This is a genomic window from Streptomyces sp. JLBJ103 (assembly GCF_058215575.1).
This window is the reverse complement of record NZ_CM177089.1, coordinates 804083-829803: the sequence shown is the minus strand read 5'-3', so window position 1 is coordinate 829803 and position 25721 is coordinate 804083. Positions and strand designations below refer to the sequence as shown.

The following is a 25721-nucleotide window of genomic DNA, read 5'->3' as shown; positions in this document are numbered from 1 at the left end:
GACATCCGCGATGGAGCAGGACCTGGTCATGGAGCTTCACCGGCTCGGCATCAAGCTACGGCTGACGGACGGTCGGCTGGACGTGGTCGCCCCGGCCGGCTCGCTCACGCCGCGGCTGCGGGAGGAGCTGCGGGAGCGGCGCGAGGAGCTGATCGCGCTGCTGTCCCGGACGGAGACGGGCCAGGGGGAGTACCGGCTCGTGCCGCGTCCCGAGGAGCGCCATGAGCCGTTCGCACTGACCGACATTCAGCACGCCTACTGGATCGGGCACAACCGTGCCTTCGAGCTGGGAGGGGTGGCCACCCATTTCTACTTCGAGCTCGAACGCGAGGGGCTGGACGTCTCACGCCTCGAACGGAGTCTGCGCAAGGTGATCGACCGGCACGACATGCTGCGCGCGCTGATCGAGCCGGACGGCAGGCAGCGCGTGCTGCCCGAGGTGCCCGCCTACGAGCTGCGCTGCGCCGATCACAGCGGGGCGACCCACGACGCGTACGAGGCCCAAATCGCCGCCGTCCGCGCCGAGATGGGGCACCAGGTACTGCCCCCGGACCGGTGGCCGCTGTTCGACATCCGGGCCACGCGGCGTGATCGGCGACTGCGGCTGCACGTCAGCCTCGACCTGCTGATCCTGGACGCCTTCAGCATCGATGTGTTCTTCCGGGATTGGCAGCGGTTCTACGAGGATGAGAGCCACCTCCCCGGACCGCTGGACATCACCTACCGCGACCACGTCCTCGCGGAGGAGTCCCAGCGGGGAGGGGCCCGCCACCGGGCGGCCGAGGAGTACTGGACCGGGCGGCTCGACTCGCTGCCCGCCGCTCCCGAACTGCCCCTGGCGCGTCAGCCTTCCCAACTGGAGCGCACCGCCTTCGTCCGGCGCCGGGCGAGCCTGCCTCGCGTGCAGTGGGACGCCCTCAAGCGCAGGGCCCGTGAGCACGGGGTGACCCCTTCGTCGGTCCTCCTGACGGCCTTCTCCGACGTGGTGCGCCTGTGGTCCAAGCAGCCCGACTTCACCCTCAACCTCACCCTGTTCAACCGGCCCTCGGCGCCCGAACGGATCAGCGAGGTCATCGGCGACTTCACCTCGCTGACCCTGCTGGAGGTGCATGGCGGGCAGGAACCGTTCGCCCGGCGGGCGGACCGGCTCCAGCAGCAGCTCATGCGCGATCTCGAGCATCTGTCCTACAGCGGTGTGCGGGTACTGCGTGAGCGGTCCCGGCGGTCGGGCGGGGGCGCCGGCGGGGCGATGCCGATCGTGTTCACCAGTGCGCTGGGCTTCGCCACCGAGGCCGACACGATGGACGGGATGTCCTTCTTCGGGACATACGTCTACGGGATCAGCCAGACGCCGCAGGTCTGGCTGGACCATCAGGTGATGGAGGAACAGGGCTCGCTCGTCTTCAACTGGGACGCGGTGGAGTCGCTGTTCCCCGACGGACTGCTCGACGACATGTTCGTCGTCTACCGCGGCCTGCTGGACCGGCTCAGCAGCGACGAACGCGCGTGGCGCACGGCCGCCCCGCTGATCTCGCCGCCACCGTGGCAGCTCGTCGAACGGGCCCGCGCCAACGACACCGCCACCGCCCTGCCGGACTCCACGCTCATCGGCGTCGTCGCGGAGCGGGCGGCCCGGCAGCCCGACGCGGTGGCCGTGGTGTGCGACGACGCCCAGTACACCTACGGCGAGGTCATCGAACGGGCGTACCGGCTCGCCCACCGGCTGACCGCCCTCGGTGCGCGCACCGGGCATCTCGTCGCGGTGGTCCTGGAGAAGTGCCTGGACCAGATTCCCGCCGTGCTGGGCGTGGTGGCCTCCGGCGCCGCCTATCTGCCCATCGATCCGCAGTGGCCCGACGCGCGGCGCGACCGGCTCCTGGAGTCGGGACGCGTCCGGATCGTGGTCACCACTTCGGGGCTGCGGGACACGTTGTCCTGGCCGGAGGACGTCCGGGTGGTCACCTTCTCCGATACCGAGGTGGCGGAGGCGGACCCGACGCCGCCCGCCACCACCCCGGCGCCGGAGGACCTCGCCTATGTCATCTTCACCTCCGGCTCGACCGGCAGGCCCAAGGGCGTGATGATCGACCACCGGGGCGCGCTCAACACCCTGCACGACATCAACCGGCGCTTTGGCATCGGCCCGTCCGACCGTGTACTGGCCCTGTCCGCCCTGAGCTTCGACCTCTCGGTCTACGACATCTTCGGCACGCTCGCGGCCGGCGCCACCGTTGTGATGCCCGCCGCGTCCCGTTCGCAGGAGCCGGCGTACTGGTCGGAGCTGGCCGAACGGCACGGTGTCACCGTATGGAACTCCGTCCCCGCCCTGATGCAGCTCTGGACGGACGCCACGCGGCCGGGGGAGCGTCCCGCAGTATCGCCCCTGCGCCTGGTCCTGCTCAGCGGGGACTGGATACCCGTGGCGCTGCCCGGCGCGGTGCGCGCCAGGCACCCCCGCGCCGAGGTGGTCGGCCTGGGCGGCGCCACCGAGGCGTCCATCTGGTCGGTGTGCTTCCCCATCGGGGAGGTGCCGGCCACGTGGACCCGTATTCCGTACGGCAAGCCGCTGGCCAACCAGACCCTGCACGTCTACGACCAGGACTTGAGGGAGTGCCCCGTCTGGACGGTCGGCGAGATATACATCGGCGGAACCGGTGTGGCGACAGGCTACTGGGCCGATCCGGAACGTACGGCCGAGCGGTTCGTCCACCACGGAGAGACCGGCGAAACGCTGTACCGGACCGGAGACCTGGGCCGCCGGCTGCCCGATGGCAACATCGAGTTCCTGGGCCGGGAGGACTTCCAGGTCAAGCTCAACGGCTACCGCATCGAACTGGGCGAGATCGCCGCCGCGCTGAACCAGCAGCCCGGCGTGGAGAAGGCGATCGTCAGCGTGGACATCAACCCCGGCACCGGGCGGCGCCAGCTCGTCGCCCATGTGGTCCCCACCGGCGACCGGACCGTCCAGGGAAGCCAGGCGTCCCTCGTCGGCGACGCCTGGCCCGCCCTCCTCGCGGCGGGGAACGGGGCGTTGCGACAGGGCCTGGCCGATCTGGAGGAGGAGCTGGCCGACTACCGCGGCGCCTGGCAGGCCCTCGAAGAGGCATGTGTGCCGATCATGGCGCGGACGCTCGCCCGGCTGGGCGTCTTCACCAGTCCCGGCGACACCGCGACGGCCGAGGAGATCGCCGAGCGCGCCGGGGCCAAAGCCGGGTACCAAGGGCTCATCCACCACTGGCTGGACGCGCTCACCGCCCATGGGCTGCTGTGCCCGGCCGACCGCCACGGGGCCTATCGCTGCGCCGACGTCCTGGACGCCACCGCACTCGACACCCGGGTACGGGCCGTGCTGCGCACCGTCCGGGCGACCGGTCCCGGCCGGGTGTTCGCCGACTATCTGGCGAACTGCGCCGAGCATCAGGTCGATCTGCTGCGAGGCAGGGTCAATCCGCTCCAGTTGCTGATGCCGGACGGCAGTCGGCATGTCACCGACATGCTGTACGCCGAGAACCCGGTCTCCGCGCTCCAGAACCGCATCGCCGCCGAGGTGGTGGCCGAGCGGGTCGCGTGCCACCGCGGCGACGGCCCGGTACGCATCCTTGAACTCGGCGCCGGCACCGGGGCAACCACGGCCCAGGTTCTCCCTCGTCTGCCCGCCGAACGGGTGCGCTACCGCTTCACCGATGTGTCGACCTTTTTCACCGAGCGCGCCCGGCATGCCTTCGCCGGCTACGACTTCGTCGACTACGGTGTTTGCGACATCGACCGTGACTTCACCCCGCAAGGGTACGAACCAGGGTCCGCCGACATCGTGGTGGCCGCGAACGTGCTGCACGACGCCACAGACCTGGGCGCCTGCCTCGGCCATGTCCGGCAGGTGCTGGCGCCGGGCGGGGCGCTCGTACTCATCGAGGGCACGGAGAACTCGGTGATCCAGATGGTCACGGTCGGCTTCATCGAGGGCTTCTCGCACCACCAGGGACGGCGCGACCTGCCGCTGCTGCGCGTCGACGAGTGGCGGGGGGTGCTCAAGGCGGCGTCCTTCGAACGCGCCACCGCGATCCCCGAGGCCGACGCGGCCACCGACATGATGGTCCAGCACGTGCTGCTCGCCGAGTCCGCAGTCGGTGCCGCCCGGCCCGACCCCGCGGAACTGCGCGGCGCTCTGGCGGGACTGTTGCCGGACTACATGGTTCCGCATCACTACCTCTTCATCGACCGGATACCGCTGAGCGCCAACGGCAAGGTGGATGTGTCCGCCCTGCCGACCCCCTGGGACGAGGAGAGCGAGGAGTCCCGGGTGGCGCCGCGCGACGACACCGAATCCGCGCTGCTCGCCGTCTGGCAGGACGTGCTGGGGAACGAGGAGTTCGGTGTCGAGAGCAACTTCTTCGAACTCGGCGGTGATTCACTGCACGCGGTACACGTTCTCGCCCGGCTGCGCGAGGACTACCCGCTCGGCGATGACGCCGACGACGAACTGCGGCTCCTCTTCGAGAATCCGACGGTCGCGTCACTGGCGGCGGCCCTCACCGCACGGGCCGAGGGGAGGACACCGTGACCGGCCGGGCGGACACCGGGACCGGCACGGTGGCGTACGAAGACTCCGGCGGCTGGGACGACATCATCGTCGGCGCGGGTTCGGCGGGCGCGGTCCTGGCCGCGCGGCTCTCCGAGCGCGGCGCCCGCAGGGTCCTGCTCATCGAAGCCGGCGTGGGCCCCGCCCCGGACAGCGCGGCGGGCCGACACGCGCGGGCGGGCGTGCCCGTGCTCCGCGGACACAACTGGGACCACACCGCCCTGCTCGGCCCGGCCGGCGGGCGAAGCTTCCCCTACCCCCTGGGCAAGGGGCTCGGCGGTTCGTCCGCGGTCAACGGCGCCCTCGCGTTGCGCGGTCTGCGTCATGACTTCGACGGCTGGGCCGCCGAGGGAAACCCGGAGTGGGCCTGGGAGCAGGTCCTGCCGTACTTCATCGCGGTCGAGGCCGACCAGGACCGAAAGGACTCACACCACGGCGCGCATGGTCCGGTCCCGGTCAGGCGTCCGTCGGTCGAGTCATTGGGCGCCGCCGGTACGGCCTTCCTGCGATCCTGCCGGCAGCTCGGCCTCCCCGCACTCGACGACCTCAACACCGGCCAGGGGCCGGGAGCAGGTCTCATGCCCGCCAACGCGCTCGGAGAGCGGCGCGTGTCCACGGCCGACAGCCATCTGACGGCCGCACGCGCCCGGCCGAACCTCACCGTCTGGGAGAACAGCACCGTGGTCGGGCTGCTCTGGGGCGGCGGCGACCGGGTGACCGGTGTGCAAGTGCACCGGGCGGGCCGCACGCACCAGGTGACCGCGCGACGGGTGACCCTGTCCGCCGGAGCGGTCGGCACACCCACGCTCCTCCAGCGCTCGGGCATCGGCGATCCGCGGCTGCTGTCCGCCGCCGGTGTCCGCCCGCGCGTCGCCCTTCCGGGGGTGGGGAAGAACCTCACCGATCACGCCGCGGTGGTGCTGTGGGCACAGCCGAAGCCGGGTGTGTGCCGGGCGGGGCACACCTGGCACGAGGTGATGGCGCGGCTGTCCAGCGGAACCGGCGGGGCCGACCACCCGGAAGACGCCGCCGACCTCGCGCTCTTCCTGGTGGACAACGTACCGACCGCCGAGATGCCCTTCATCGCGGGAAAGCTGGGCGCCGAGCTGGCCGTGGGGGTGTCGGCGATGCTGCTCAGGCCCGCCTCCCGCGGCTCGGTCACGATCCGTGACGCGGCGCACGACACCGCGCCCGAGATCGTGCTGGGGCTGGCCTCCGATGCCTTGGACGTCGAACGGCTCATGGTCGGCGTCCGCTCGGCCTGGTCCGTGCTGACCTGCCCGCCGCTGGCCGGTCTGCTGGAGCGGGTGTTCGTGTGGACCGGCCGGATGGTGCGGGACGAGAAGGTGCTGCGCCGCGCCGTCACCGGCTTCGTCTCCCCGACCTGGCATCCGGTCGGCACCGCCCGGATGGGGCCGGACGGTGTTCCGCTGGCCGTGGTGGACCAGTACTGCCGGGTCCATGGGGTGGAGGGCCTCCGCGTCGTCGACGCCTCGGTGATGCCGTCCATCCCCAGCGCCCCGCCCAATCTGACCTGCGTCGCACTCACCGAACGGGTCGCCCGATGGATGGACTGACGCGCCCGGCCGTCTCGCCGACGACCGGCCCGACCCCGTGGTGCGTGCGCCGGCGACGAGCCCCGCAAGCCGCGCTGCGCCTCTTCTGCCTGCCCCACGCGGGCGGGGGCGCCGCGACCTTCCGGCGCTGGCCGGGCCTGCTCGGACCCGACATCGAGGTGGTCGCGATCCGCTTGCCCGGCCGGGAGACACGGTTTCGCGAAGCACCGTACGACCGGCTGGACCGTCTGGTGTCCGCGCTCGTACGCGACATCGAACCCCTGCTGGACCGTCCGCACGCCTGGTTCGGCCACAGCATGGGGGCCGGTATCGCGTTCGAAGCCTGCCGGCTCATGCGCCGCCTCGACATCCCCGAACCGGCCAGGCTGCTGGTCGCCGCATCCCCGGCCCCCCACCTGCCGCGTCGTGAACGTCCCGTCCACGACGCCCCCGCCGCGGACCTGGTGGAGCGACTGGGCGAGCTGAACGGAACCTCATCCGAACTGCTGCGGAACAACGCCGTACTGGCCGCGCTGCTGCCCACCCTGCGGGCCGACTTCTCGGTGGCCGAGACCCATCGCCACCGCCAGGAACGCCCGCTGAACTGCCCGATCTCGGTGTACGGCGGCACCGATGACGCGTCGGCCCGCCCGGAGGACCTCCACGCCTGGCGTGAACACTCCACCGCCGAGGTCTCCGTCCGCCTGTTCACCGGGAGCCATTTCTTCCCGCACGAGAGCGTGGACCGCTTTCTGCCCGTCCTGGCCGCCGACCTGCTGGGCGGGCCGACCGCGGCTGCCACTGACCGGACCTTGGGAGACCACCATGCGATGTTCTGACGATTCCTCGGTCGGCTGTCGCTCCCGTGCGTGCCGCCGCCCTACCCTCGCCGCCTCGACCGCCCTCCTCACGCTGGTGGGGATGGCCACAACGGCCTCCTGCACCACCGATTCCTCAGCCTCCCCCTCCGGAAAGCTGCGCGTGGTGACCACGGTCGCGCCGCTCACCAGCATCGTCGCCGGCGTCGGCGGCGACCGGATCGAGTTGACGGGGCTGGTCCCGGAAGGCACCAACAGCCACACCTTCGAGCCGGCGCCCTCCGCCGGCAAGGCGCTGAGCAAGGCCGACCTCATCTTCATGAACGGACTGCACCTCGAAGAGCCCACCAAGGAGCTGGCGGAGCGCACCAAGCGTTCCGGCACCCGCGTGGTGGAGCTGGGTACCCAGGCCCTGCCCGAGTCCGACTACATCTACGACTTCTCCTTCCCGAAGAAGGACGGCAAACCGAATCCCCATCTGTGGACAGACCCCACGCACGCCATCAAGTACGCCGAGGGCGTCCGCGACGCGCTCGGCGAGAAGGATCCGGACAACGCGGGGGCCTACCGCAAGAACGCGGCCACCTTCATACGCAAGGCCACCGCACTCTCCGACGCGCTGCGCGCCGATCAGAAGTCGCTGCCGAAGGACCAGCGGAAGCTGCTCACCTACCACGACGCCTACGCCTATTTCGCCCGTACCTACGGCTGGCGTGTCGTCGGCGCGATGCAGCCGCGGAACTTCGAGGATCCGCCGCCGAAGGACATCGCCAGGCTGATCGACCAGGTCAAGCGGGAGAAGGTCGCCGCGATCTTCGGGTCCGAGGTGTTCCCGTCGAAAGTGCTGGAGCAGATCGGGAAGGCGACCGGCGCCCGGTACGTGGATGTGCTCCGCGACGACGACCTGCCGGGAAAGCCGGGCGATCCGGAACACTCCTGGGCCGGTCTCATGCGCTTCGACTACGTGACCATCATCGAGGCGCTGGGCGGCTCGGCCCCGTCCCTCAAAGCCCTCGACACCCATCAGGAGGGAGTGACTGATGCCTCCTACGCCCAGTGAGCCCCTCACTGGCGGGCGGCTCGCACGGCTGCGCGACGTCGACGCGGGCTACGACCGTCACCAGGCGCTGCGCGGTGTCGACCTGACGCTGACCGAGCACTCGTTCGTCGGTGTGGTGGGCCCGTCCGGATCGGGCAAGACCACGCTGCTGCGCCTGTTGCTGGACACCATGGCTCCCACCCGTGGCCGGGTGGAACGGGCCCCCGGCCTGACCGTGGGGTATGTCCCGCAGCTCGTGAACGTCGACTGGGACTTCCCCATCACCGTCCGCGAGTGCGTGCTGGCCGCCAGGCGGCAGACCCGGTTCCTGCCCCGGCCGACCCGCGCGGAGCGCGCCGACGTGGACGAGGTCCTGGACCGGCTGGACATCGCGCACGTGGGCGACCGGAAGATCCGGGAACTCTCCGGGGGCCAGCAACAGCGCATGTTCCTGGCACGGGCGCTGCTCCAGCGACCGCGACTGCTGCTCCTGGACGAGCCGACGAGCGGCCTGGATGTCGCCACCCGGCACGACATCCTGCATCTGCTCGGCGCACTCAACCAGGAAGGGCTCGCGATCCTGCTCACCACGCACGACCTCAACGGCATCGCCAACCATCTGCCGCATGTGGTGTGTCTACGCGGAGAGGTGGTCGCCACCGGCTCTCCCGCCGAGGTGATCACCCCGGACGTACTGGAGCGTACCTTCGGGGCGCGCATGGACGTGCTCGAGCACCTGGGCATGCTCGTCGTCGTCGATCAGGGCTCGCCGGCACTCGGAGCGGGCCGACTCGAAACGGGCGAGGAGGTGGCGCGGTGAGCGCTCTGTCCACCCTCGTCGACCCGTTCGAGTACGCCTTCTTCGTCAACGGCTGCATCGTGGCCACCGTCGCCGGTGCGCTCTGCGGCATGACCGGCGTGTTCATCACCCTGCGCGGCATGTCCTACATCGGACACGGCCTGTCCCACTCCGTGTTCGGAGGATTCGCCGCCGCGTCGATCATCGAGTTCAACTACTATCTCGGCGCGGGACTCTGGGGCCTCGTCAGCGCGCTGCTGATCAACCGCGTGGCGCGGGCCCGCTCGATCGGTTCGGACGCCGCCATCGGGGTCGTCACCACCGCCTCCTTCGCGCTCGGGGTCGCCCTTCTGACCTTCTTCGGCAGCCGGGGCCCCTCATTCGACGCCGCGCTGTTCGGATCGATCGTCGGAGTGCGCGCCGTCGACGTCTGGATCGTCGCCGGTGTCACCCTGCTGACCGCGATCGTGCTGGTGGTCCGCTACCGAGCCCTGCTGTTCACCACCTTCGACCCGGATGTGGCCGCCGCGACCGGGGTCAGAGTGGGCCGTGTCGACGCGCTGCTGATGTCCATCCTGTCGCTGGCCATCCTCTCGACCCTGACCGTGATCGGGGTGACCCTCGTCGCCGCGACCCTTGTCGTGCCCGCCGTGATCGCTCGCATGATCGCCCCCACCTTCGGGCACATGCTGCCGCTGGCAGCCGTCATCGGAGCGGTCTCCGGATTCTGCGGCATGAACCTCAGCTACCACGCCAACGTGCCCAGCGGGACGATGATCGTGCTGGTCGGAGCGGTCATCTTCACCCTCGTCTACATGTTCACCGGCCGTCCTGCCTGGGCACGACGGCGCCGTGTCACAGCCGGCTGAACAGCCGTCGGTCAACGGCTCCGCGGGCTCCCCGGCGGAGGACCCCCAGATTCTCCCCAGGGCTGTTCATGGACGGTTCCCCGGGGTGTGCGCGTCTGGGGTCGGTCGGGGATTGCAGGGCCAAGAAGGCACGTAGCCTGGGGAAATGCTTCCTGAAGTCACCGCCGTCCGCTATGTCACGCCCTTGCGTGAGGGCGGGTCGCTCCCCGGCATCGTCGAGGCCGACGATCTCGGCACCTATGTCATGAAGTTCACCGGCGCGGGGCAGGGCCGCAAGACCCTCGTGGCCGAGGTCGTCTGCGGTCAGCTGGGCCGCCGTCTGGGCTTGCGCGTCCCGGACCTGGTACGGATCCAGCTGGACCCGGTGATCGGGCTGAGCGAACCGGACCAGGAGGTGCAGGAGCTGCTCAAGGCCAGCGGCGGGCTCAATCTGGGCATGGACTACCTCCCCGGTTCGCTCGGCTTCGACCCGCTGGCCTTCGAGGTGGGCCCGGCCGAGGCGGGCCACGTGGTGTGGTTCGACGCGCTCATCGGCAATGTGGACCGGTCCTGGCGCAACCCCAACCTGCTGGTCTGGCACGGCAGGCTGTGGCTCATCGACCACGGCGCCACCATGATCTGGCACCACAGCTGGCGCGGTCTCGAGGCGGCCGCGGCCAAGCCCTACGACGCCTCCGAGCACGCCCTGGCCCCCTTCGCGCCGGATGTCGCCGCGGCCGCCGAGGCGCTGGCCCCGCGGATCACCGAGGAGCTGCTCACCGAGGTGGTGGCCGACATTCCCGACGAATGGCTGGTCGACGAGCCCGGTTTCGACGGCCCCGCCGCGGTGCGCCGCGCCTATGTCGAGGTGCTGCTGGAGCGCGCCGCGACCGTGGGCGAGAAGATCACCGTTGGCGAACGCGCCGGGACGGGGCCCTCCCGGGCCCCGCACTGGCTGCGGGTGTGGGTCGACGGAAAGGCGGGCACGTGAGCGGGCTGCACAACGGCCGGGATGTCTTCGAGTACGCGGTGGTGCGGGTGGTGCCCCGGGTCGAGCGCGGTGAGCTGATCAACGCGGGGGTGGTCGTCTACTGCCGCGCGCGGTCCTTCGTCACCGCGCGGATCCATCTGGACGAGGCCCGGCTGCTGGCGCTCGACCCTTCGGCGGACGTGCCGGGGGTACGGGCCGCGCTGGGCGCCGTGGAGGGCGTGTGCAGCGGGGGAGAGCGGGCCGGGCAGGCGGCGGGCGACGACGCGGGACGGCGGTTCCGCTGGCTGGTGGCCCCGCGCTCCACGGTCGTCCAGCCGGGCCCGGTGCACACCGGTCTGACGACGGACCCGGAGGCGGAGGCCGACCGGCTGCTCGAGCTGCTGGTGCGCTGAGCGGCGCACCGGCCCGCCCGGAGATGAGCGAGCGCATCCGAGGGGGTCGTTGACAGGCGGGGGCGGTCCTCATAGCGTCTCGTCTGCTGAAGCGACTAAGCGGTTGCTCACCGCCGGGACGGGGTGGTGAGCCGCTACCGAGGCGAGGAGAACCCGCATGTCCACCACCGAGCAGCGCGTCGCCATCGTGACGGGCGCGGCCCGCGGCATCGGCGCGGCGACCGCCGTGCGTCTGGCCGAGGAGGGTCGCGCCGTCGCCGTGCTCGACCTCGACGAGGCGTCCTGCGCGGGCACCGTGGCGCAGATCACCGAGGCGGGCGGCAAGGCCATCGCCGTGGGCTGCGACGTGTCCGACGCCGCGCAGGTGGAGTCGGCGGTCGGGCGGGTCGCCGAGGAGCTCGGCGCGCCGACCATCCTGGTCAACAACGCCGGGGTGCTCCGCGACAACCTGCTGTTCAAGATGAGCGACACCGACTGGGACACGGTCATGAACGTCCATCTGCGGGGTGCGTTCCTGATGTCGCGGGCCTGCCAGAAGCACATGGTGGACGCCGAGTTCGGCCGGATCGTCAACCTCTCCAGCAGCTCGGCGCTCGGCAACCGCGGTCAGGTCAACTACTCCGCCGCCAAGGCCGGTCTCCAGGGCTTCACCAAGACCCTCGCCATCGAGCTCGGCAAGTTCGGGGTCACCGCCAACGCCGTGGCGCCCGGTTTCATCGCCACCGACATGACCGCCGCCACCGCCGAGCGCGTCGGCATGGGCTTCGAGGACTTCCAGAAGGCCGCCGCCAGCCAGATCCCGGTGGCCCGGGTCGGACGCCCGGAGGACATCGCCAACGCGATCGCCTTCTTCACCGGTGACGCCGCCGGATTCGTCTCCGGCCAGGTCATGTACGTGGCCGGCGGCCCGCTCAACTGACGGGAGCCGTGGACCACATGACCGCAGAGATCAAGGACAGCGGCCGGGCGGCACTCGTCACCGGGGCCAGCCGCGGTATCGGATACGCCATCGCCGAGGCGCTGGTGGCGCGCGGGGACCGGGTGTGCATCACCGGCCGCAACGAGGACTCGCTCAAGGAGGCGGTGGAGCGGCTCGGCGCCGACCGGGTCATCGCCGTCCCCGGAAAGGCCCATGACGAGGCGCACCAGGCGGTGGCCGTCGAGCGTGCGATGGAGGCGTTCGGCCGGATCGACTACCTCGTCAACAACGCCGGGACCAACCCGGTCTACGCACCGCTGGCCGAACTCGACCTCGGGGTGATACGCAAGGTCTTCGAGACCAACGTGGTCTCGGCGCTCGGCTTCGCCCAGCAGACCTGGAAGGCATGGCAGCGGGAGAACGGCGGCGCGATCGTCAACATCGCCTCGGTCGCCGGTCTTTCACCCTCGCCGTTCGTCGCGGCGTACGGGGTGAGCAAGGCCGCCATGATCAACCTCACGGTGCAGCTCGCCCATGAGTTCGCGCCCGGGGTGCGGGTCAACTCCATCGCCCCCGCCGTGGTCAAGACCAAGTTCGCCACCGCGCTCTACGAGGGGCGCGAGGAGCAGGTCACCGCCCAGTACCCGTTGGGACGGCTCGGGATGCCCGAGGACATCGGTGGCGCGGCCGCCTTCCTCGTCTCCGACCAGGCGGCCTGGATCACCGGCCAGACACTGGTGGTGGATGGCGGGATCTACCTCAACGCCGGAGCGGGCTGACCGCGCGGTGGGCTCCCGGCCGCCGCGCGGCGGCCGCGAGCCCACTCCGGATGAGGTGTTGAGTTCCTAACGGACGTCAAGTAGCTCATGGTGTTCTTGAGGGTTGGTTCGTAGGGTGGTTGTCGACGGGCCGGTTGCCGGAGCACTTCGTGACTCCTTCTCGCGCCGGCTCGTCGTTGGGTTCTTCAGCTGCTGGGATCGGCGTCGGACGTGGACCTTCGCTCGGGCGGCCTTGTCGACCTTGTAGCGGGTCGCGCAGATCTGTCGTCCCTCGGCCTCGGTGATCTCGCGGCCGTCAGTGTCGCGGAGCTCGTAGAGGGTGCCGTTGCGCCAGCAGGCGGCCAGGCGGGTGATCAGTGCGGCGGCCAGTGTGCACAGGGCGGAGTTGTGGTGTTTGCCCTTGTTGGCGACGAGATCGTGGTAGCGGGCGGCCAGGGTGGGATCGACGTGCCGGGCGATATCCGCGGCCTTGAACAGGGTCTCGCGTAGTCCGGGATCTCCTTGGCGGGTGGGCGGTCCGTTGCGGCCGGTCAGTCCGGACTGGCTGACACGGGGGACCAGGCCGGTGAAGGCGCGGATGCCGGCCAGGCTGGCGAAGCGGTTCGGATCTCCGAGCCTGCCCAGGATGCCCGCGGCCGTGGTCACGCCGAAGCCGGGCCCGGAGGCGATGACCTGGCCTGGGTCGGCTTCTTCGTAGAGGACGGCGATCCGGTCCTCCAGGGTGGTGATCTGCGTGTTCAGGTGAGCGGCCATATGGGCCTCGCCGGCGATGTCCTCGGCGAGTTCGGCGAAATCCAGGGCGTCGTCGGGCCAGAGCTTGAGGGTCTGCTGGGCGGCGTTGACGATCTGTTCGGCGTGCTCCTCGCGCCACTGTCCGCGGCTGTGCCGGATCAGCATGGCGGCCAGTCGTTTTCGGCCCAGCCGCCGGATGGCGTGGGGGTCGGCGCCGGTCTTCGCCAGCACGGCCAGAGCCGCTTTGGAGTAGGCACCGGTGCCCAGGGCATCGGCCCAGGCGGGTCCGAGCAGCTCCAGCAGGGCATCGAGCCGGTAGAAGGTGGCGGTGCGGCGTTCGACCAGCGTGCTGCGGCGGCGGACGGCTCGTCGCAGTGCGTTGGCGGGACCTGTGTCCGACAGCTCCCGCAGCCCTTCGGGGTGCAGCAGCGGAAGCCGCGCCAGGACCCGGGAGTCGAGGCGGTCGTTCTTGGTGTGCTTGGAGTAGTAGTCGCGCAGGTCCGCCGACTGTTCCGGTGGCACCAGGACGACCTTGGCGCCGCGGTGCTGGAACCACGCGGCCAGTGGGGCCCAGGCGTTGCGGGTCGGCTCCATGATGACGACGACGTCGTCGGTGCCGGGCAGTCCGTCCCATAACCGTTCGAGGTCTTCGGGCGTGGTCGTGAAGCGCCGTCCGGAGAACTGGATCTCTCCGGTGGCGTCGGTGCAGGTGGCCCGGTGCGAGGCCCGGCAGGCCACATCGATTCCCAGGTGCAGTCTCAACAGGCTTCCCGTCTGGTGCAGCGGCAGGCTGACGCTTGTCCAGCCCCTCCACCACGACCCGCGTGGCACGTGTTCCGCAGGGTTGTGCTGACCGGACATTCGGTAGCAGCGGTCCGCGCTCGCCGCGGCCACGAGTTCCCAACAGGGACGCACGTGCGTCGGGAGGTTCAACCAGCCGTCGATCAACGTTGAGAAGTCGCCTGCAAGCAGACGCTTCGGTCAGTGATCCAGCCGTGCCGGAAGAACCGGACCCGACGCACCCTACGCAGCCCCCGAAGATCCCGGAGGGCCATCTCCAAAGCTAAATGTCAGTGTCCGCCGGTAGGTTCTGTGCCCGTAAACGGAACACCGACCGGAGGTTGTTGACGTGCCCTACGAGCTGCCCGAGTCCTGGCGCGGCGTCCTCGGCGAGGAGCTGGAGAAGCCCTACTTCAAGGAGCTCACCGAGTTCGTCGAGGAGGAGCGGGCCAGGGGCCCGGTCTACCCGCCGCGCGAGGAGGTCTTCGCCGCCTTGGAGGCCACTCCGTACGACCAGGTGAAGGTGCTGGTCCTCGGGCAGGACCCATACCACGGCGAGGGCCAGGGGCACGGTCTGTGCTTCTCGGTGCGGCCCGGGGTGAAGACCCCGCCGTCGCTGCGGAACATCTACAAGGAGATGAAGGAGGAGCTGGGCCATCCCATCCCGGACAACGGCTATCTGATGCCGTGGGCCCGGCAGGGTGTGCTGCTGCTCAACGCGGTGCTGACGGTCCGCGCCGGTGAGGCCAACTCCCACAAGAGCAAGGGCTGGGAGAAGTTCACGGACGCGGTGATCCGCGCGGTGGCCTCCCGCCCCGACCCGGCCGTCTTCGTCCTGTGGGGCAACTACGCCCAGAAGAAGCTGCCGCTGATCGACGAGGAGCGCCATGTGGTGGTGAAGGGGGCGCACCCCTCCCCGCTGTCGGCGAAGAAGTTCTTCGGCTCGCGTCCCTTCACCCGGATCGACGAGGCGGTGAAGGCCCAGGGACACACCCCGATCGACTGGCGCATCCCCGACCTGGCCGCCCAGGGCTGATCCCGGCTGAGCCCGGTCAGTCCGCGAGCTCGTAGTCGAGGGTGTACCCGATCTCCTTGACGCCCTGCGGGGCGGTGAAGGAGCCCCGGCCGGTGAGCGTGGCCAGCTCACCGCTGCCGGAGCCGGGCACCACCTCGAACGAGCAGTGCACGGTTCCGTCCGCGCCGAAGCTGCCGCGCTGCGCCAGGACAAACCCGCCCCGGCGGCCGTCGAGCTCGCCGTCCATCAGCTCATGGCCGGTGAAGGAGCCGGTCTTGTCGGTGGTGTAGACGATCGAGTACTGGCATACGGTGTCCGGCGCCGTGATGGCGCCCGTCCAGCCGTTGGTGACCTGGGCGCGGGCGATCCTCGCACCGTCCGCGGCCTGCCCCGCCTCGGTCTCCTGCCAGTCGGCGAAGGTGAAGTGGCCGGTGGCGTGTGTGGTCATGGTGGGTCCTTTCGGCGGGGCCTCGCCCCGCGGATGGTGCGGGCTGTGACGACCACGATCTCCGTCGTACCTGACATCTTTTGTCAGGTACGACGGCACAATGGCAGCCATGCGCGCCGACCGTCTGCTCTCCCTGCTCCTGCTGCTCCAGCACCGGGGCCGGATGACCGCCCCGGAGATCGCGGCCGAGCTGGAAGTGTCGGTCCGCACCGTCTACCGCGATGTGGAGGCGCTGAGCGCCAGCGGGGTGCCCGTCTACGCCGACCGCGGCCCGGCCGGGGGCTACCGGCTGCTCGACGGCTACCGCACCCGGCTCACCGGGCTCACCGGTGACGAGGCCGACTCGCTCTTCCTGGCCGGGATGCCAGGCCCGGCCGCCGAACTGGGGCTGGGCGCCGACCTCGCCACCGCCCAGCTCAAGCTGCGCGCCGCGCTCCCGGCCGGTCTGGAGGAGCGGTCGCGCCGCATCCAGGAGCGGTTCCACCTCGACGCCCCCGGCTGGTTCCGCGACGCCGAACCGGTGCCCCACCTCGCCGCGGCCGCCGAGGCGGTATGGGAGCGGCGGGTGCTGCGGGTGCACTACCGGCGTTGGCGCGGTGAGGTGCGGCGCGATCTGCACGGCCTGGGCCTCGTCCTCAAGGGCGGCATCTGGTACCTGGTGGCACGGGCGGACGACAGCGTGCGCAGCTACCGGGTCTCGCGCATCCTGGACGCCGAGCTGCTGGACGAACACTTCGAGCGCCCGGCCGGATTCGATCTCGCGGCCCACTGGCAGGAGGTGTCCCGGCGGCTGGAAACGTCCCGCTTCCAGGGCGAGGCGGAACTGCTGCTGACCGAGCGCGGGCGGAAGTTGCTGCCGATGCAGTTCGGCGCGATCGGTGCGATGGCGGCGGCCGGGGCGGGCCCGCCGGACGAGGAGGGACGGGCGCGGGTGACGCTGCCGGTGGAGTCGCTGCCCGTGGCCGTCCACGACATACTGCGGCTGGGCACCGAGGCCGAGGTGCTGGACCCGCCGGAGCTGCGGGAGGCGGTGGCGCGTGCCGTCACCGAACTGGCCCACCGCTATCAGCGGTCGGACTGACCCCGCCGCACGCACGGCCGGCGCGTCGACCACCCGGCCGGACCGCGACACACCGGCCGCGCCCGCACGGGCGGTTAGCGTCGACGTGAGCACGTGAGCACGTGAGCGCGACTGGGGAGCGGAGGACGCGATGACCGAAGCGCAGCGGACGGCGCCGGAGGGCGACGCCGTACTGACCCGGATCGCGCAGACGGTGATGCTCCACCGGGGCGGCGACCGGGAGGAGGCGCGCAACCGGTTCGCCCTGCTGTGGCAGGAGCTCGGACGGGGCGGGCAGCCGTTCCACCGCTGTGCCCTCGCCCACTACATGGCCGACACCCAGGACGACCCGGCCGATGAGCTGATCTGGGACCTGCTGGCGCTCGCCGCCGCCGACGGACTCACCGGCGGGCGGGACCCCGACGGCGAGGCGGGGGAGCGGCGCCCCGGCACGGCCGAGGTGCGCGCCCTCTACCCCTCGCTCCACCTCAACCTCGCGGCCGACTACGTGAAGCTGGGCCGGGAGGACACGGCCCGCGGCCAGTTGGCCCTGGCCCGCGCCAGCGCGGACGCGCTCGGGGAGGATCCGCACGGCGACGGCGTACGGGCCGCGATCGCCCGGCTGACCCTCCGGCTGGAGGGGCCGGAACGCGGTTAGGCCCTGTCGTGCCGATCTTCGCGGGCCCGCGACGCCTGGCACCGCGCCTCGCCGCGTTGTCGGGGTCTTCCGAGTACGCCCAGTACGAGGACGACCCTCCGCCTTGCGATCCACGGCACCAGACGCCGCGGGCTGATCCACGAAGATCAACAGGACAGGACCTAGTCGCCGGTCACCCCGTCGATCCTGCGCTCGCTTGATCTCATGCCGGGATCATGACCTGGTGTTCTCTGTGCCGCCAGACGCTCTCGGCATCATGCCGCGCAGCAACTCCTCGAATCCGGCCCGCAGTTCCGCGCGTCCGGGTACATCGGCGTGGTCCGCTCCCGCTGCGCAGCTGAACATCAGCCCCTCGCACCAGGCGGTCAACGAGCGGGCGTGGCGGCGTGGTTCGGTGGAGCCCGCCGACGCCATCATGCCCTCCAGAAGCCGCCGGAAGCCGCGGCCCGCCGCGTCGTAGTGCTCCCGCAGCTCCGGCCGCCGGGTCGCCTCGAGTGCCAGCTCGTAGCGGGCGATCAGCAGATCGCGCTGCATGGTCAGTGAGCGGTGCAGGGCGAGGGCGAGGGTGTCGGCCAGTGCCCCGAGCGGATCCGCCGCCGCTGCGCCGTGCACGTCGTCCGCGCCGTGCGCGTCGTCCGGGCCGCCCGACGACGGAGGCATCTCCTCGGGGACGAGCACCCGCGCCTCCCGCTCCGCGAGTCGCCGCACCGCCGCCTGAAGCAGCGCGGCGCGGGTGCGGGCGTGGTTGGAGGTCGAGCCCAGCGGTAGTCCGGCCGCCTCGTCCACCGCGCGGTGTGTCAGTCCCCGCATACCGCGTTCGGCCAGCAGCGCGAGTGCGGTGTCGGCGATCAGCTCGGCACGGGACCGGGCGGGGGCGGCGGGTCGATCAGCGGTCATGGGGCCAACCTACCTCCCGCACTACAGGTGTAGTAGCTTGGGCATCACTACATCCGTAGTGTTCTGGAGGAGCCATGCACCACCCCCGTGCCGTTGTCATCGGCGCCGGAATCGGCGGCCTCACCGCCGCCGCGGCGCTGCACCGCCGTGGCTGGTCCGTCACCGTCCTGGAGCGTGCGGCCACCCTCGAACCGGTCGGCGCCGGGATCTCGCTCGCCCCCAACGCCCAGCGCGCCCTGGACACGCTCGGCATCGGCGACGACATCCGCGCGCTCGCCGCCTGGCAGGGCGACGGCGGACTGCGCGCCCCCGGCGGCCGCTGGCTCTCCCGGACCGACAGTGCCGCGATGGCCGAGCGGTTCGGCGGCCCGATGGTCCTCCTCCACCGGGCCACCCTCGTCGATCTGCTGGTCTCCCGGCTGCCCGAGCGCCGCGTACGCACCGGGACCGCCGCCCAGCTGGCCGACCCCGGCACCTCCGGCCGCCCCGCCCTGGTCAGCACCGGGGACGGCGTGCTGGAGGCCGAGCTCGTCATCGCTGCCGACGGTGTCCACTCGGACGTCCGGCGCACCCTCTTCCCCCGCCACCCCGGGCCCGAGTACGCCGGATTCACCGCCTGGCGCATGGTCATACCCGCGCCCGAGCGCACCTTCGCACCCCATGAGACCTGGGGGAGGGGACGGCTGTGGGGCACCCAGCCGCTGAAGGACGGCCGGGTCTATGTCTACGCCGGAGCCGTCACCCCGCCCGACGGCCGTGCCCCGGACGACGAACGGGCCGAGCTGATCCGGCTGTTCGGCGACTGGCACCGGCCGGTCCCCGAGATCCTGGCGGCCGTCGCCCCGCACGACATCCTCCGCCATGACATCCGGCAGATGACCCATCCGCTGCCCGCCTACCACCGCGGCCGGGTCGCCCTGCTCGGCGACGCCGCCCATGCGATGGCCCCCACCATGGGGCAGGGCGGCAACCAGGCCATCGAGGACGCCGTGGTCCTCGCCCACCACCTCGCGCCCGACAGCGCGGACCCCTCGACCGGCCTGGCCGCCTACACGGCCGACCGGCTGCCCCGCACCATGGACGTGGTGCGCCGCTCCGACCGCGCCGCGCGCATGATCACCCTCACCGGCGGGGCCGCCGTGGCCCTGCGCAACTCCGCCGTCATGGCCGTCAGCAGGCTGCTGCCGCACCTGGCGCTGCGCGCCTTCGACGGCATCGCCGACTGGCGGCCTCCGGAGCCCGCGTATCCTTCGGGGGCAGGCGCGGGGACACCTGCGGTGGCACACCGTCCCCGGGTCGCGCGACCGGACGGCGGGACGGACCAGGAGGCACTGTGAGGGTCGGCTGCATCGGGCTCGGCGACATCGCGCAGAAGGGCTACCTGCCCGTACTGATGGCCCGTCCCGGTATCGAACCGCATCTGCACACCCGCACCGCCGCCACCCTGGAGCGGGTCGGTGACGCACACCGCGTACCCGAGGCCCAGCGCCACACCGACCTGGACACACTCCTCGCGGCGGACCTCGACGCGGCGTTCGTGCACGCCCCCACCGCCGCCCACGCCGATCTCGTGACCCGGCTGATCGAGGCCGGGGTGCCCACCTACGTCGACAAGCCGCTCGCCTACCACCTCGCCGACAGCGAGCGGGTGGTGCGGCTCGCCGAGGATCGCGGGGTGAGCCTGATGGTGGGCTTCAACCGGCGCTACGCCCCCGGCTACGTCCAGTGCCTGGACCATCCGCGCGATCTGATCCTGATACAGAAGAACCGTGTCGGACTCGCCGAGGATCCGCGCACCCTGGTCCTGGACGACTTCATCCATGTCGTCGACACCCTGCGCTTCCTCGCGCCAGGACCGGCCGACCACATCGACGTCCGGGCCAGGATCCGCGACGGGCTGATGCACCATGTGGTGCTCCAGCTGTCCGGCGACGGATTCACCGCGCTCGGCGTGATGAACCGGATGAGCGGTTCCACCGAAGAGGTCCTGGAGGTCTCCGGCCAGGACACCAAGCGCCAGGTGCACAATCTCGCCGAGGTCATCGACCACAAGGGCCAGCCGACTGCGCGCCGCCGCGGCGACTGGGTGCCGGTCGCCCGGCAGCGCGGTATCGAGCAGATCACCGACGCCTTCCTCGACGCCGTGCGCGGCGGCCGCCTGCTCACCGCCGAAGACGCCCTGCGCACCCATGAGCTGTTCGAACGAGTCGTCAGGGACGCGGTGGAAGTCGCCGGCCCGACATCCTCCTGAGCGCCCGCACCCCCTCGTACCCGCCGTACACGAGCAGCGCGGCCATCGACCCGTACACGATCCACGGTCCGGTGCGGACATACGGGCTGGTGCCCTGCCCCAGCGGCACCTCGTAGACCGTCGCCGCGCTCGCGTCGGTCCCCATCCGGCCGCCGACCGGCTCACCGTGCGGCCCGAACACCGCGCTCACCCCGGTCAGTGTGGCGTGCACCATCGGCCGCCAGGTCTCCGCGGCCCGCAGCGCGGCCAGCGAAGCGTGCTGCTCGGGCGCCCAGCTGTGCTGGAACGTCGAGGTGGCCGACTGCACCACCAGCACCTGGGCGCCGTCCCGCGCCAGGGAGCGGCTCATATCGGGGAACGCGGACTCGAAGCACACCAACGGGCCGATCCGCAAGGCCTCCGGCAGCCGCATCACCACCTGCTCGGTGCCGCGCCTGCGGTCCTCCCCCGCGGCCTTGCCCACCGAGGTGGCCCAGCCCAGCAGCGGCCGCGCCGGGATGTACTCGCCGAACGGCACCAGCCGCATCTTGTCGTAGCGTTCGCCGGTGGGGCCCTTGGGGCCGATCAGCACCGAGCTCTTGTAGATGCCGGGCCGGTCGCTGCGCCGCGCGTCCACGTTCACCAGCAGATCGGCGTGCACCGCGCGGGAGAGCGCGGCCAGTTCGCGGCTCAGCTTCGGCCGCTGCCCCAGATCCTCGCCGACACTGCTCTCGCCCCACACCACGAGGTCCACATCGCGTCCGGCCAACTGCCGGGTCAGCTCCGCGCTCCGGTCGAAGCGGGGCAGCGGACCGCGGATCACCCCCGGCTGCACCACCGCGATCCGCGCCGTACCGGACTCCTTCGCCACCGGCCCCCAGGCCCACACCGCACCCGCCGCGGCCGCGCACGCGGTGATCCCGGCCACCGCCACGGTGCGCGCCCGCGGGACCGCGATCAGCACCGTCAGCGCCACGTTCACCAGCACCAGCAGATAGCCGATCAGCCAGACCCCGCCCACCGAGGCCAGCCGCAGCGCGGCCGGGACCTGCCACTGGCTCGCGCCGAGCAGCCCCCATGGCCCGCCCAGGTACTGCCAGGACCGTACGAGCTCGACCATCAGCCACGCCGCCGGCACCAGCACCAGCGCCGCCGCCACCCGGCCGGGACCCGGTCGCCCGTGCAGCAGCCGGTGCGTCAGCCAGCCCCACGGCCCCCACAACAGCCCCAGCAGCGCGGCCAGCACCACGATGAACACATGCAGACTCGGCATCAGCCAGTGGTGCACCGCGAGCAGAAAACCGGTCCCGCCCAGCCAGCCGTCCAGCAGCGCCCGGCGGCCGGTGGGGGCTGAGCGGACCAGCAGCAGCCACGGCACCAGCGCGGCGTACGCCAGCCACCACAGCGACGGCGCGGGGAACGCGAGTGCGGGCAGCGCCCCCGCCGCCACGGCCATCGCGCCCCGCCACCACCGCGAGGCGAGCCGACGCTTCCACCGGTCCCCGCCGTCGACCGACCACCGCACCCCGGACGCCCCCCTCTTCACGGACTTCCTCCTGCCAGCGGACCAGGCAGACGACCAGTGTGCGACAGGAACCCGATCATCAACAGGGCACGGCCTCGGCCGAGTGGAACGCCTGGCCTTCATACCGCTTCCGGGAGGTCTTGTTCGGCCCAGATCAGCTTGCCGCCCTCGGTGTAGCGGGTGCCCCAGCGGCGGGTCAGCTGCGCGACGAGGAACAGGCCGCGGCCGCCCTCGTCGGTGGTGCGGGCGTGCCGCAGCCGCGGGGAGGTGTTGCTGGTGTCCGCCACCTCGCAGATCAGCATGTCGTGCCGGATCATCCGCAGCCGGATGGGACCGGCGCCGTGCCGGATGGCGTTGGTGACCAGTTCGCTGACGATCAGCTCGGTGGTGGGCACCAGGGCGTCCAGCCGCCATTCGGCGAGCTGGCGCACCGCGAGCGAACGGGCGCTGGCGACCACGGCCGGGTCCGTGGGCAGATCCCAGGAGACGACATGGCCCGGCCCCAGCGTGCGGGTACGGGCCAGCAGCAGCGCCACATCGTCGCTCTGCCGCCCGGTCATCAGGGCGTCCACCACCGTCGAGCACAGCTCCTCAAGCGGCAGACCGGGCTGGGCGAGGGTGTTGCTCAGCCGCCCGAGCCCCACATCGATGTCCTGGTCACAGGTCTCGATCAGCCCGTCGGTGTAGAGCGCGATCAGGCTTCCCGCGGGCAGCTCCAGTTCCGCCGACTCGAACGGCAGCGAGCCCAGGCCCAGCGGGGGACCGGCGGGCAGCGGCGGGAAGGACACCTCGCCGCCGGGGTCCACCACCGCCGGGGAGGGGTGGCCCGCCCGCGCCATCGTGCAGCGCCCGGTGACCGGGTCGTAGACCGCGTACAGGCAGGTGGCGCCCAGCACCGCGGCGGCGATGGCCTCCTGCCCGGCGTCGCCCGCCCGTTCGGCCTCCTCCTCGGTGAGCCGGATGACCAGGTCGTCCAGATGGGCCAGCAACTCCTCGGGGGGCAGGTCCATATCGGCGAGGGTGTGTACGGCGGTGCGCAGCCGCCCCATCGTGGCCGCCGCGTTGATGCCGTGCCCGACCACATCGCCGACCACCAGCGCCACCCGCGCCCCGGACAGCGGGATCACATCGAACCAGTCGCCGCCGACGCCGTTGCGCGCGTCCGTCGGCAGATAGCGCGAGGCCACCTCGAGGGCCTGACCGCCGGTCAGGGCGTGCGGCATCAGACTGCGCTGGAGCGCCAGCGCGGTGGCGTGCTCACGGGTGTACCGCCGCGCGTTGTCCACGCACAGCGCCGCCCGCGCCACCAACTCCTCGGCGAGCAGCAGATCGTCCTCCTCGAAGGGCACCGGATGCCGGGAGCGGATGAACGAGGCCACGCCCAGGACGGAGCCGCGGGCGCCGATCGGCGCCACCATCAGGGAACGCATCCCGAACTCGCGGACCTTCGCGGTACGGGCCGGGTCGTCCCCGCTCCATGCCCCGATGGAGGCGTCCATCGCCGGGTCCAGCAGCGCCTCACCGGAGAAGAAGCAGCAGGCGAACGGGGAGGCGGGGGAGATCGCCACGGCGTCCCCGGGCTCCGCGATGGACTCCGGGCACCCCTCGCGGATGGAGCTCTGCCCCGCGCGGCGGAAGGCGGGCAGGGTCTCACCCAGTGCCGGCATGGCCTCCTCGCCGCGCAGCACCGACTCCAGCAGATCGACGGTGACGAAGTCGGCCAGGGACGGCACCGCGAACTCGGCCAGCTCCTGGGCGGTGCGCATCACATCCAGGGTGCTGCCGATCCGCGCGCTCGCCTCGTTGAGCAGTGCCAGCCGCTCGCGGGCCTGCCAGCGGTCGGTGACGTCCATGCCCATGTAGCACACGCCCACCGCGTTGCCGTCCGCGCCGTCGAGACGGAAGAAGGACGTGGAGTACGCGTGCTCGCTGTGCGGCTCGGCCAGGGTCCAGCCCTGGTACTCGTAGTCGACCACCGGGTCGCCGGTCTTGAGCACCTGCCGCATCTGCGCCTCGATCGCGTCGGTGTCCAGGCCGGGGAGCATGTTGCCGCCGAACCGGCGGCCCAGCCGCTCGGCGCGCGGCACCCCGCCGTAACGCTCCAGGGTGTCGTTGATCCACACGTAGCGCAGATCGGGGCTGAGTACGGCCATGCCGATCGGGGCGCGGGTGAGGAACGCGGTGAGCAGTGAGCCGCTCACCGCCCAGGTCGGGATCTTCCCCATGTCGATCGCGGAGACCAGCCAGCACTGCCCGCCGTCCGGTGCCAGCATCGAGCAGACCCGGAGCCCCACATCGATCCGGCGGCCGTCCCGGTGGCGGACCTCCTCCATACCGCCCCAGCTGCCGTGGGTACGGCACCGGTCGGCGATGGCCAGGGCCTTGGCCGTGTCGTCCGGTGTCGCCAGCAGTGTGGTGGCCGGCCGCTCCATCACCTCGGCCGACGGATAGCCGAGCAGCTCCTCCGCCGCGGCGGTCCAGCCGATGACGGACCCCGTCGCGTCGATCAGCGCCGTCGCCGCATCCGCCATGTCGAAGGGGACATGCGTCTCGGTCGGCGCGATTCCCTCGGGGATGGCCATCGGACCCGTCCCATCTGCGGATACATTTCCCTTAATACTATGACTTCTGCCCCTTCTGGCCCCCGCGTCACCCGTGATGGCGCGGGCGAGCTTGCGGAACCAGGCCCTGTCCTGTCGATCTTCGGCAGAAGTCAGGTAAGGCTGCCCTGAGCCGCTGCATGGAATCTCATACTCCGGAATCTCTTGACAACGTTCAGGTGTGCGACTGACTATCGGCGCGTGAACCTGTCAGACAGCCAGACAGGTGATGCCTCGCTCCGCCGCGTCAGCGCGATGGAAGCGGTGCTCACCCATCTCCGGAGCGCCATCGAGCGCGGCGACTACGCGGTGGGGGACAAACTCCCCTCCGAGGCGGAGCTGTGCCGTCGTCTGGAGGTGAGCCGTCCGGTGCTCCGCGAGGCGCTGCGGGCCCTCCAGACCATGGGCCTCACCGCGTCCCGCACCGGCAAGGGCACCTTCGTCATCTCCAGCGGCCCGGTGGAGGACCCCACCTTTGGTGACTACGCCGCCAGCGACCTGATGGAGGTACGCCGCCACATCGAGATCCCGGTGGCCGGATACGCGGCGCTGCGCCGCTCCTCCGAGGACCTCGACCACCTCTGGCATCTGCTGGAGCGGATGGAGCGGGAGACCGACACCACCGCCTGGGTGGCGATGGACACCCTCTTCCACCTCGCCGTGGCCCAGGCAGCCCGCAACCCGGTCTTCCGCAGGGTCATCGAGGAGATCCGCGACGCCCTGGCCCGCCAGTCGGCGTTCCTCAACGAACTCGGCGGCCGCCGTGATCAGTCGAACCGGGAACACCGGGCGATCATCGAGGCGCTCGCCGACGGTTCCGAACACGACGCGGTGGAGGCCATGTCCCACCACCTCGAACGGGTCGAGACCACCCTGAGCTCCATCGTGCGGTCCACCGCGGCGGACGGCCCCCCGGCCCCCGGTACGGCCTAGGCCCCCATTCCCCCATCCCCATAAGCCCCGAGCCCCGCAGGCCCCCGAGCCCCGGGCTCCCGACCCCCCATGCACTCAACGCACCACACGGACCACGTACCGAACGCACCAAGCGCACCAACG

General features: G+C 71.4%; 21 protein-coding genes. 16 read left to right on the top strand and 5 right to left on the bottom strand.

The genetic code is table 11. The features are described from left to right. Positions 1–10 precede the first annotated feature (10 nt). The 10 genes from AC4BEG_RS03385 to AC4BEG_RS03340 all read left to right on the top strand — a co-directional run bounded on the left by AC4BEG_RS03385 (position 11) and on the right by AC4BEG_RS03340 (position 12720). Positions 11–4561, top strand: coding sequence for a non-ribosomal peptide synthetase (locus AC4BEG_RS03385; RefSeq protein WP_490704414.1), 4551 nt, complete (start codon positions 11–13; stop codon positions 4559–4561). Next, complete coding sequence (locus tag AC4BEG_RS03380) at positions 4558–6156, top strand: GMC family oxidoreductase (RefSeq protein ID WP_490704413.1); 1599 nt, start codon at positions 4558–4560, stop codon at positions 6154–6156. The genes AC4BEG_RS03385 and AC4BEG_RS03380 overlap by 4 nt, the downstream gene beginning before the upstream one ends. A gap of 44 nt (positions 6157–6200) precedes the next feature. Then, entirely contained in the window at positions 6201–6974 is a 774-nt protein-coding gene (locus AC4BEG_RS03375; RefSeq protein ID WP_490704412.1) for a thioesterase II family protein, read from the top strand. A gap of 82 nt (positions 6975–7056) precedes the next feature. Then, complete coding sequence (locus AC4BEG_RS03370; protein WP_490704411.1) at positions 7057–8013, top strand: metal ABC transporter substrate-binding protein; 957 nt, start codon at positions 7057–7059, stop codon at positions 8011–8013. Continuing rightward, the gene (locus tag AC4BEG_RS03365) at positions 7994–8812 is read left to right on the top strand and encodes a metal ABC transporter ATP-binding protein (protein WP_490704410.1); all 819 of its coding nucleotides are present in this window, start codon (positions 7994–7996) and stop codon (positions 8810–8812) included. The genes AC4BEG_RS03370 and AC4BEG_RS03365 overlap by 20 nt, the downstream gene beginning before the upstream one ends. After that, on the top strand, positions 8809–9660 hold the full coding sequence (locus tag AC4BEG_RS03360) for a metal ABC transporter permease (RefSeq protein WP_490704409.1): 852 nt from the start codon (positions 8809–8811) through the stop codon (positions 9658–9660). Before AC4BEG_RS03365 ends, AC4BEG_RS03360 begins: the two co-directional genes overlap by 4 nt. Before the next feature lie 145 nt (positions 9661–9805). Then, a complete protein-coding gene (locus AC4BEG_RS03355) occupies positions 9806–10630 on the top strand; it encodes a HipA family kinase (protein ID WP_490704408.1) in 825 nt (274 codons plus the stop codon). After that, positions 10627–11022 carry a DUF3037 domain-containing protein gene (locus tag AC4BEG_RS03350; RefSeq protein ID WP_490704407.1) on the top strand — a complete coding sequence of 132 codons (396 nt, stop codon included), beginning with the start codon at positions 10627–10629 and terminating at the stop codon, positions 11020–11022. Before AC4BEG_RS03355 ends, AC4BEG_RS03350 begins: the two co-directional genes overlap by 4 nt. A 157-nt stretch (positions 11023–11179) precedes the next feature. Further along, positions 11180–11941, top strand: a complete 762-nt coding sequence (gene fabG / locus AC4BEG_RS03345) for a 3-oxoacyl-ACP reductase FabG (RefSeq protein ID WP_490704406.1) — start codon at positions 11180–11182, stop codon at positions 11939–11941. A gap of 17 nt (positions 11942–11958) precedes the next feature. After that, on the top strand, positions 11959–12720 hold the full coding sequence (locus AC4BEG_RS03340; protein WP_490704405.1) for an SDR family oxidoreductase: 762 nt from the start codon (positions 11959–11961) through the stop codon (positions 12718–12720). A 66-nt stretch (positions 12721–12786) separates the two neighbouring features. Here the strand turns inward: AC4BEG_RS03340 and AC4BEG_RS03335 are convergent, their stop codons facing one another. Next, positions 12787–14214: an IS110 family RNA-guided transposase gene (locus AC4BEG_RS03335; protein WP_490701905.1), complete on the bottom strand. Its 1428-nt coding sequence runs from the start codon at positions 14212–14214 to the stop codon at positions 12787–12789. Positions 14215–14581: 367 nt separating this feature from the next. On the opposite strand from AC4BEG_RS03335, the gene AC4BEG_RS03330 reads away from it, so the two are divergent. Continuing rightward, positions 14582–15268, top strand: a complete 687-nt coding sequence (locus AC4BEG_RS03330) for a uracil-DNA glycosylase (RefSeq protein ID WP_490704404.1) — start codon at positions 14582–14584, stop codon at positions 15266–15268. 16 nt (positions 15269–15284) lie between these two features. On the opposite strand, the gene AC4BEG_RS03325 is transcribed toward AC4BEG_RS03330, so the two are convergent. Beyond that, positions 15285–15695, bottom strand: a complete 411-nt coding sequence (locus tag AC4BEG_RS03325; RefSeq protein WP_490704403.1) for a DUF3224 domain-containing protein — start codon at positions 15693–15695, stop codon at positions 15285–15287. A gap of 109 nt (positions 15696–15804) precedes the next feature. Here AC4BEG_RS03325 and AC4BEG_RS03320 point away from each other — a divergent pair, with 109 nt between their 5' ends. Both AC4BEG_RS03320 and AC4BEG_RS03315 read left to right on the top strand, forming a co-directional pair. After that, on the top strand, positions 15805–16776 hold the full coding sequence (locus AC4BEG_RS03320; RefSeq protein ID WP_490704402.1) for a helix-turn-helix transcriptional regulator: 972 nt from the start codon (positions 15805–15807) through the stop codon (positions 16774–16776). 130 nt (positions 16777–16906) lie between these two features. Beyond that, positions 16907–17413 (top strand): hypothetical protein, encoded by a 507-nt coding sequence (locus tag AC4BEG_RS03315; RefSeq protein ID WP_490704401.1) that lies wholly within the window; start codon positions 16907–16909, stop codon positions 17411–17413. 213 nt (positions 17414–17626) lie between these two features. On the opposite strand, the gene AC4BEG_RS03310 is transcribed toward AC4BEG_RS03315, so the two are convergent. Beyond that, positions 17627–18310 carry a TetR/AcrR family transcriptional regulator gene (locus AC4BEG_RS03310; protein ID WP_490704400.1) on the bottom strand — a complete coding sequence of 228 codons (684 nt, stop codon included), beginning with the start codon at positions 18308–18310 and terminating at the stop codon, positions 17627–17629. 74 nt (positions 18311–18384) lie between these two features. Between AC4BEG_RS03310 and AC4BEG_RS03305 the strand changes: the two genes are divergently transcribed. Then, positions 18385–19647, top strand: a complete 1263-nt coding sequence (locus AC4BEG_RS03305; protein ID WP_490704399.1) for an FAD-dependent monooxygenase — start codon at positions 18385–18387, stop codon at positions 19645–19647. Beyond that, a complete protein-coding gene (locus tag AC4BEG_RS03300; protein WP_490704398.1) occupies positions 19644–20561 on the top strand; it encodes a Gfo/Idh/MocA family protein in 918 nt (305 codons plus the stop codon). Before AC4BEG_RS03305 ends, AC4BEG_RS03300 begins: the two co-directional genes overlap by 4 nt. Here AC4BEG_RS03300 and lnt read toward each other — a convergent pair. Together lnt and AC4BEG_RS03290 are read right to left on the bottom strand one after the other, a co-directional pair. After that, the gene (gene lnt / locus AC4BEG_RS03295) at positions 20521–22065 is read right to left on the bottom strand and encodes an apolipoprotein N-acyltransferase (protein WP_490706968.1); all 1545 of its coding nucleotides are present in this window, start codon (positions 22063–22065) and stop codon (positions 20521–20523) included. The two genes, AC4BEG_RS03300 and lnt, sit on opposite strands and share 41 nt — an antisense overlap. 119 nt (positions 22066–22184) lie before the next feature. Next, complete coding sequence (locus tag AC4BEG_RS03290; RefSeq protein WP_490704397.1) at positions 22185–24647, bottom strand: SpoIIE family protein phosphatase; 2463 nt, start codon at positions 24645–24647, stop codon at positions 22185–22187. A gap of 219 nt (positions 24648–24866) precedes the next feature. Here AC4BEG_RS03290 and AC4BEG_RS03285 point away from each other — a divergent pair, with 219 nt between their 5' ends. Beyond that, positions 24867–25598 (top strand): FadR/GntR family transcriptional regulator, encoded by a 732-nt coding sequence (locus tag AC4BEG_RS03285; RefSeq protein ID WP_490704396.1) that lies wholly within the window; start codon positions 24867–24869, stop codon positions 25596–25598. Positions 25599–25721: the final 123 nt, after the last annotated feature.

Excerpts from the sequence above, each read along its gene's own strand:
- AC4BEG_RS03385 (WP_490704414.1), top strand. The coding sequence starts at position 11 with ATGGAGCAGGACCTGGTCATGGAGCTTCACCGGCTCGGCATCAAGCTA.
- AC4BEG_RS03370 (WP_490704411.1), top strand. The coding sequence starts at position 7,057 with ATGGCCACAACGGCCTCCTGCACCACCGATTCCTCAGCCTCCCCCTCC.
- AC4BEG_RS03365 (WP_490704410.1), top strand. The coding sequence starts at position 7,994 with ATGCCTCCTACGCCCAGTGAGCCCCTCACTGGCGGGCGGCTCGCACGG.
- AC4BEG_RS03355 (WP_490704408.1), top strand. The coding sequence starts at position 9,806 with ATGCTTCCTGAAGTCACCGCCGTCCGCTATGTCACGCCCTTGCGTGAG.
- fabG (WP_490704406.1), top strand. The coding sequence starts at position 11,180 with ATGTCCACCACCGAGCAGCGCGTCGCCATCGTGACGGGCGCGGCCCGC.
- AC4BEG_RS03340 (WP_490704405.1), top strand. The coding sequence starts at position 11,959 with ATGACCGCAGAGATCAAGGACAGCGGCCGGGCGGCACTCGTCACCGGG.
- AC4BEG_RS03325 (WP_490704403.1), bottom strand. The coding sequence starts at position 15,695 with ATGACCACACACGCCACCGGCCACTTCACCTTCGCCGACTGGCAGGAG.
- AC4BEG_RS03320 (WP_490704402.1), top strand. The coding sequence starts at position 15,805 with ATGCGCGCCGACCGTCTGCTCTCCCTGCTCCTGCTGCTCCAGCACCGG.
- AC4BEG_RS03315 (WP_490704401.1), top strand. The coding sequence starts at position 16,907 with ATGACCGAAGCGCAGCGGACGGCGCCGGAGGGCGACGCCGTACTGACC.
- AC4BEG_RS03310 (WP_490704400.1), bottom strand. The coding sequence starts at position 18,310 with ATGACCGCTGATCGACCCGCCGCCCCCGCCCGGTCCCGTGCCGAGCTG.
- AC4BEG_RS03305 (WP_490704399.1), top strand. The coding sequence starts at position 18,385 with ATGCACCACCCCCGTGCCGTTGTCATCGGCGCCGGAATCGGCGGCCTC.
- AC4BEG_RS03290 (WP_490704397.1), bottom strand. The coding sequence starts at position 24,647 with ATGGCCATCCCCGAGGGAATCGCGCCGACCGAGACGCATGTCCCCTTC.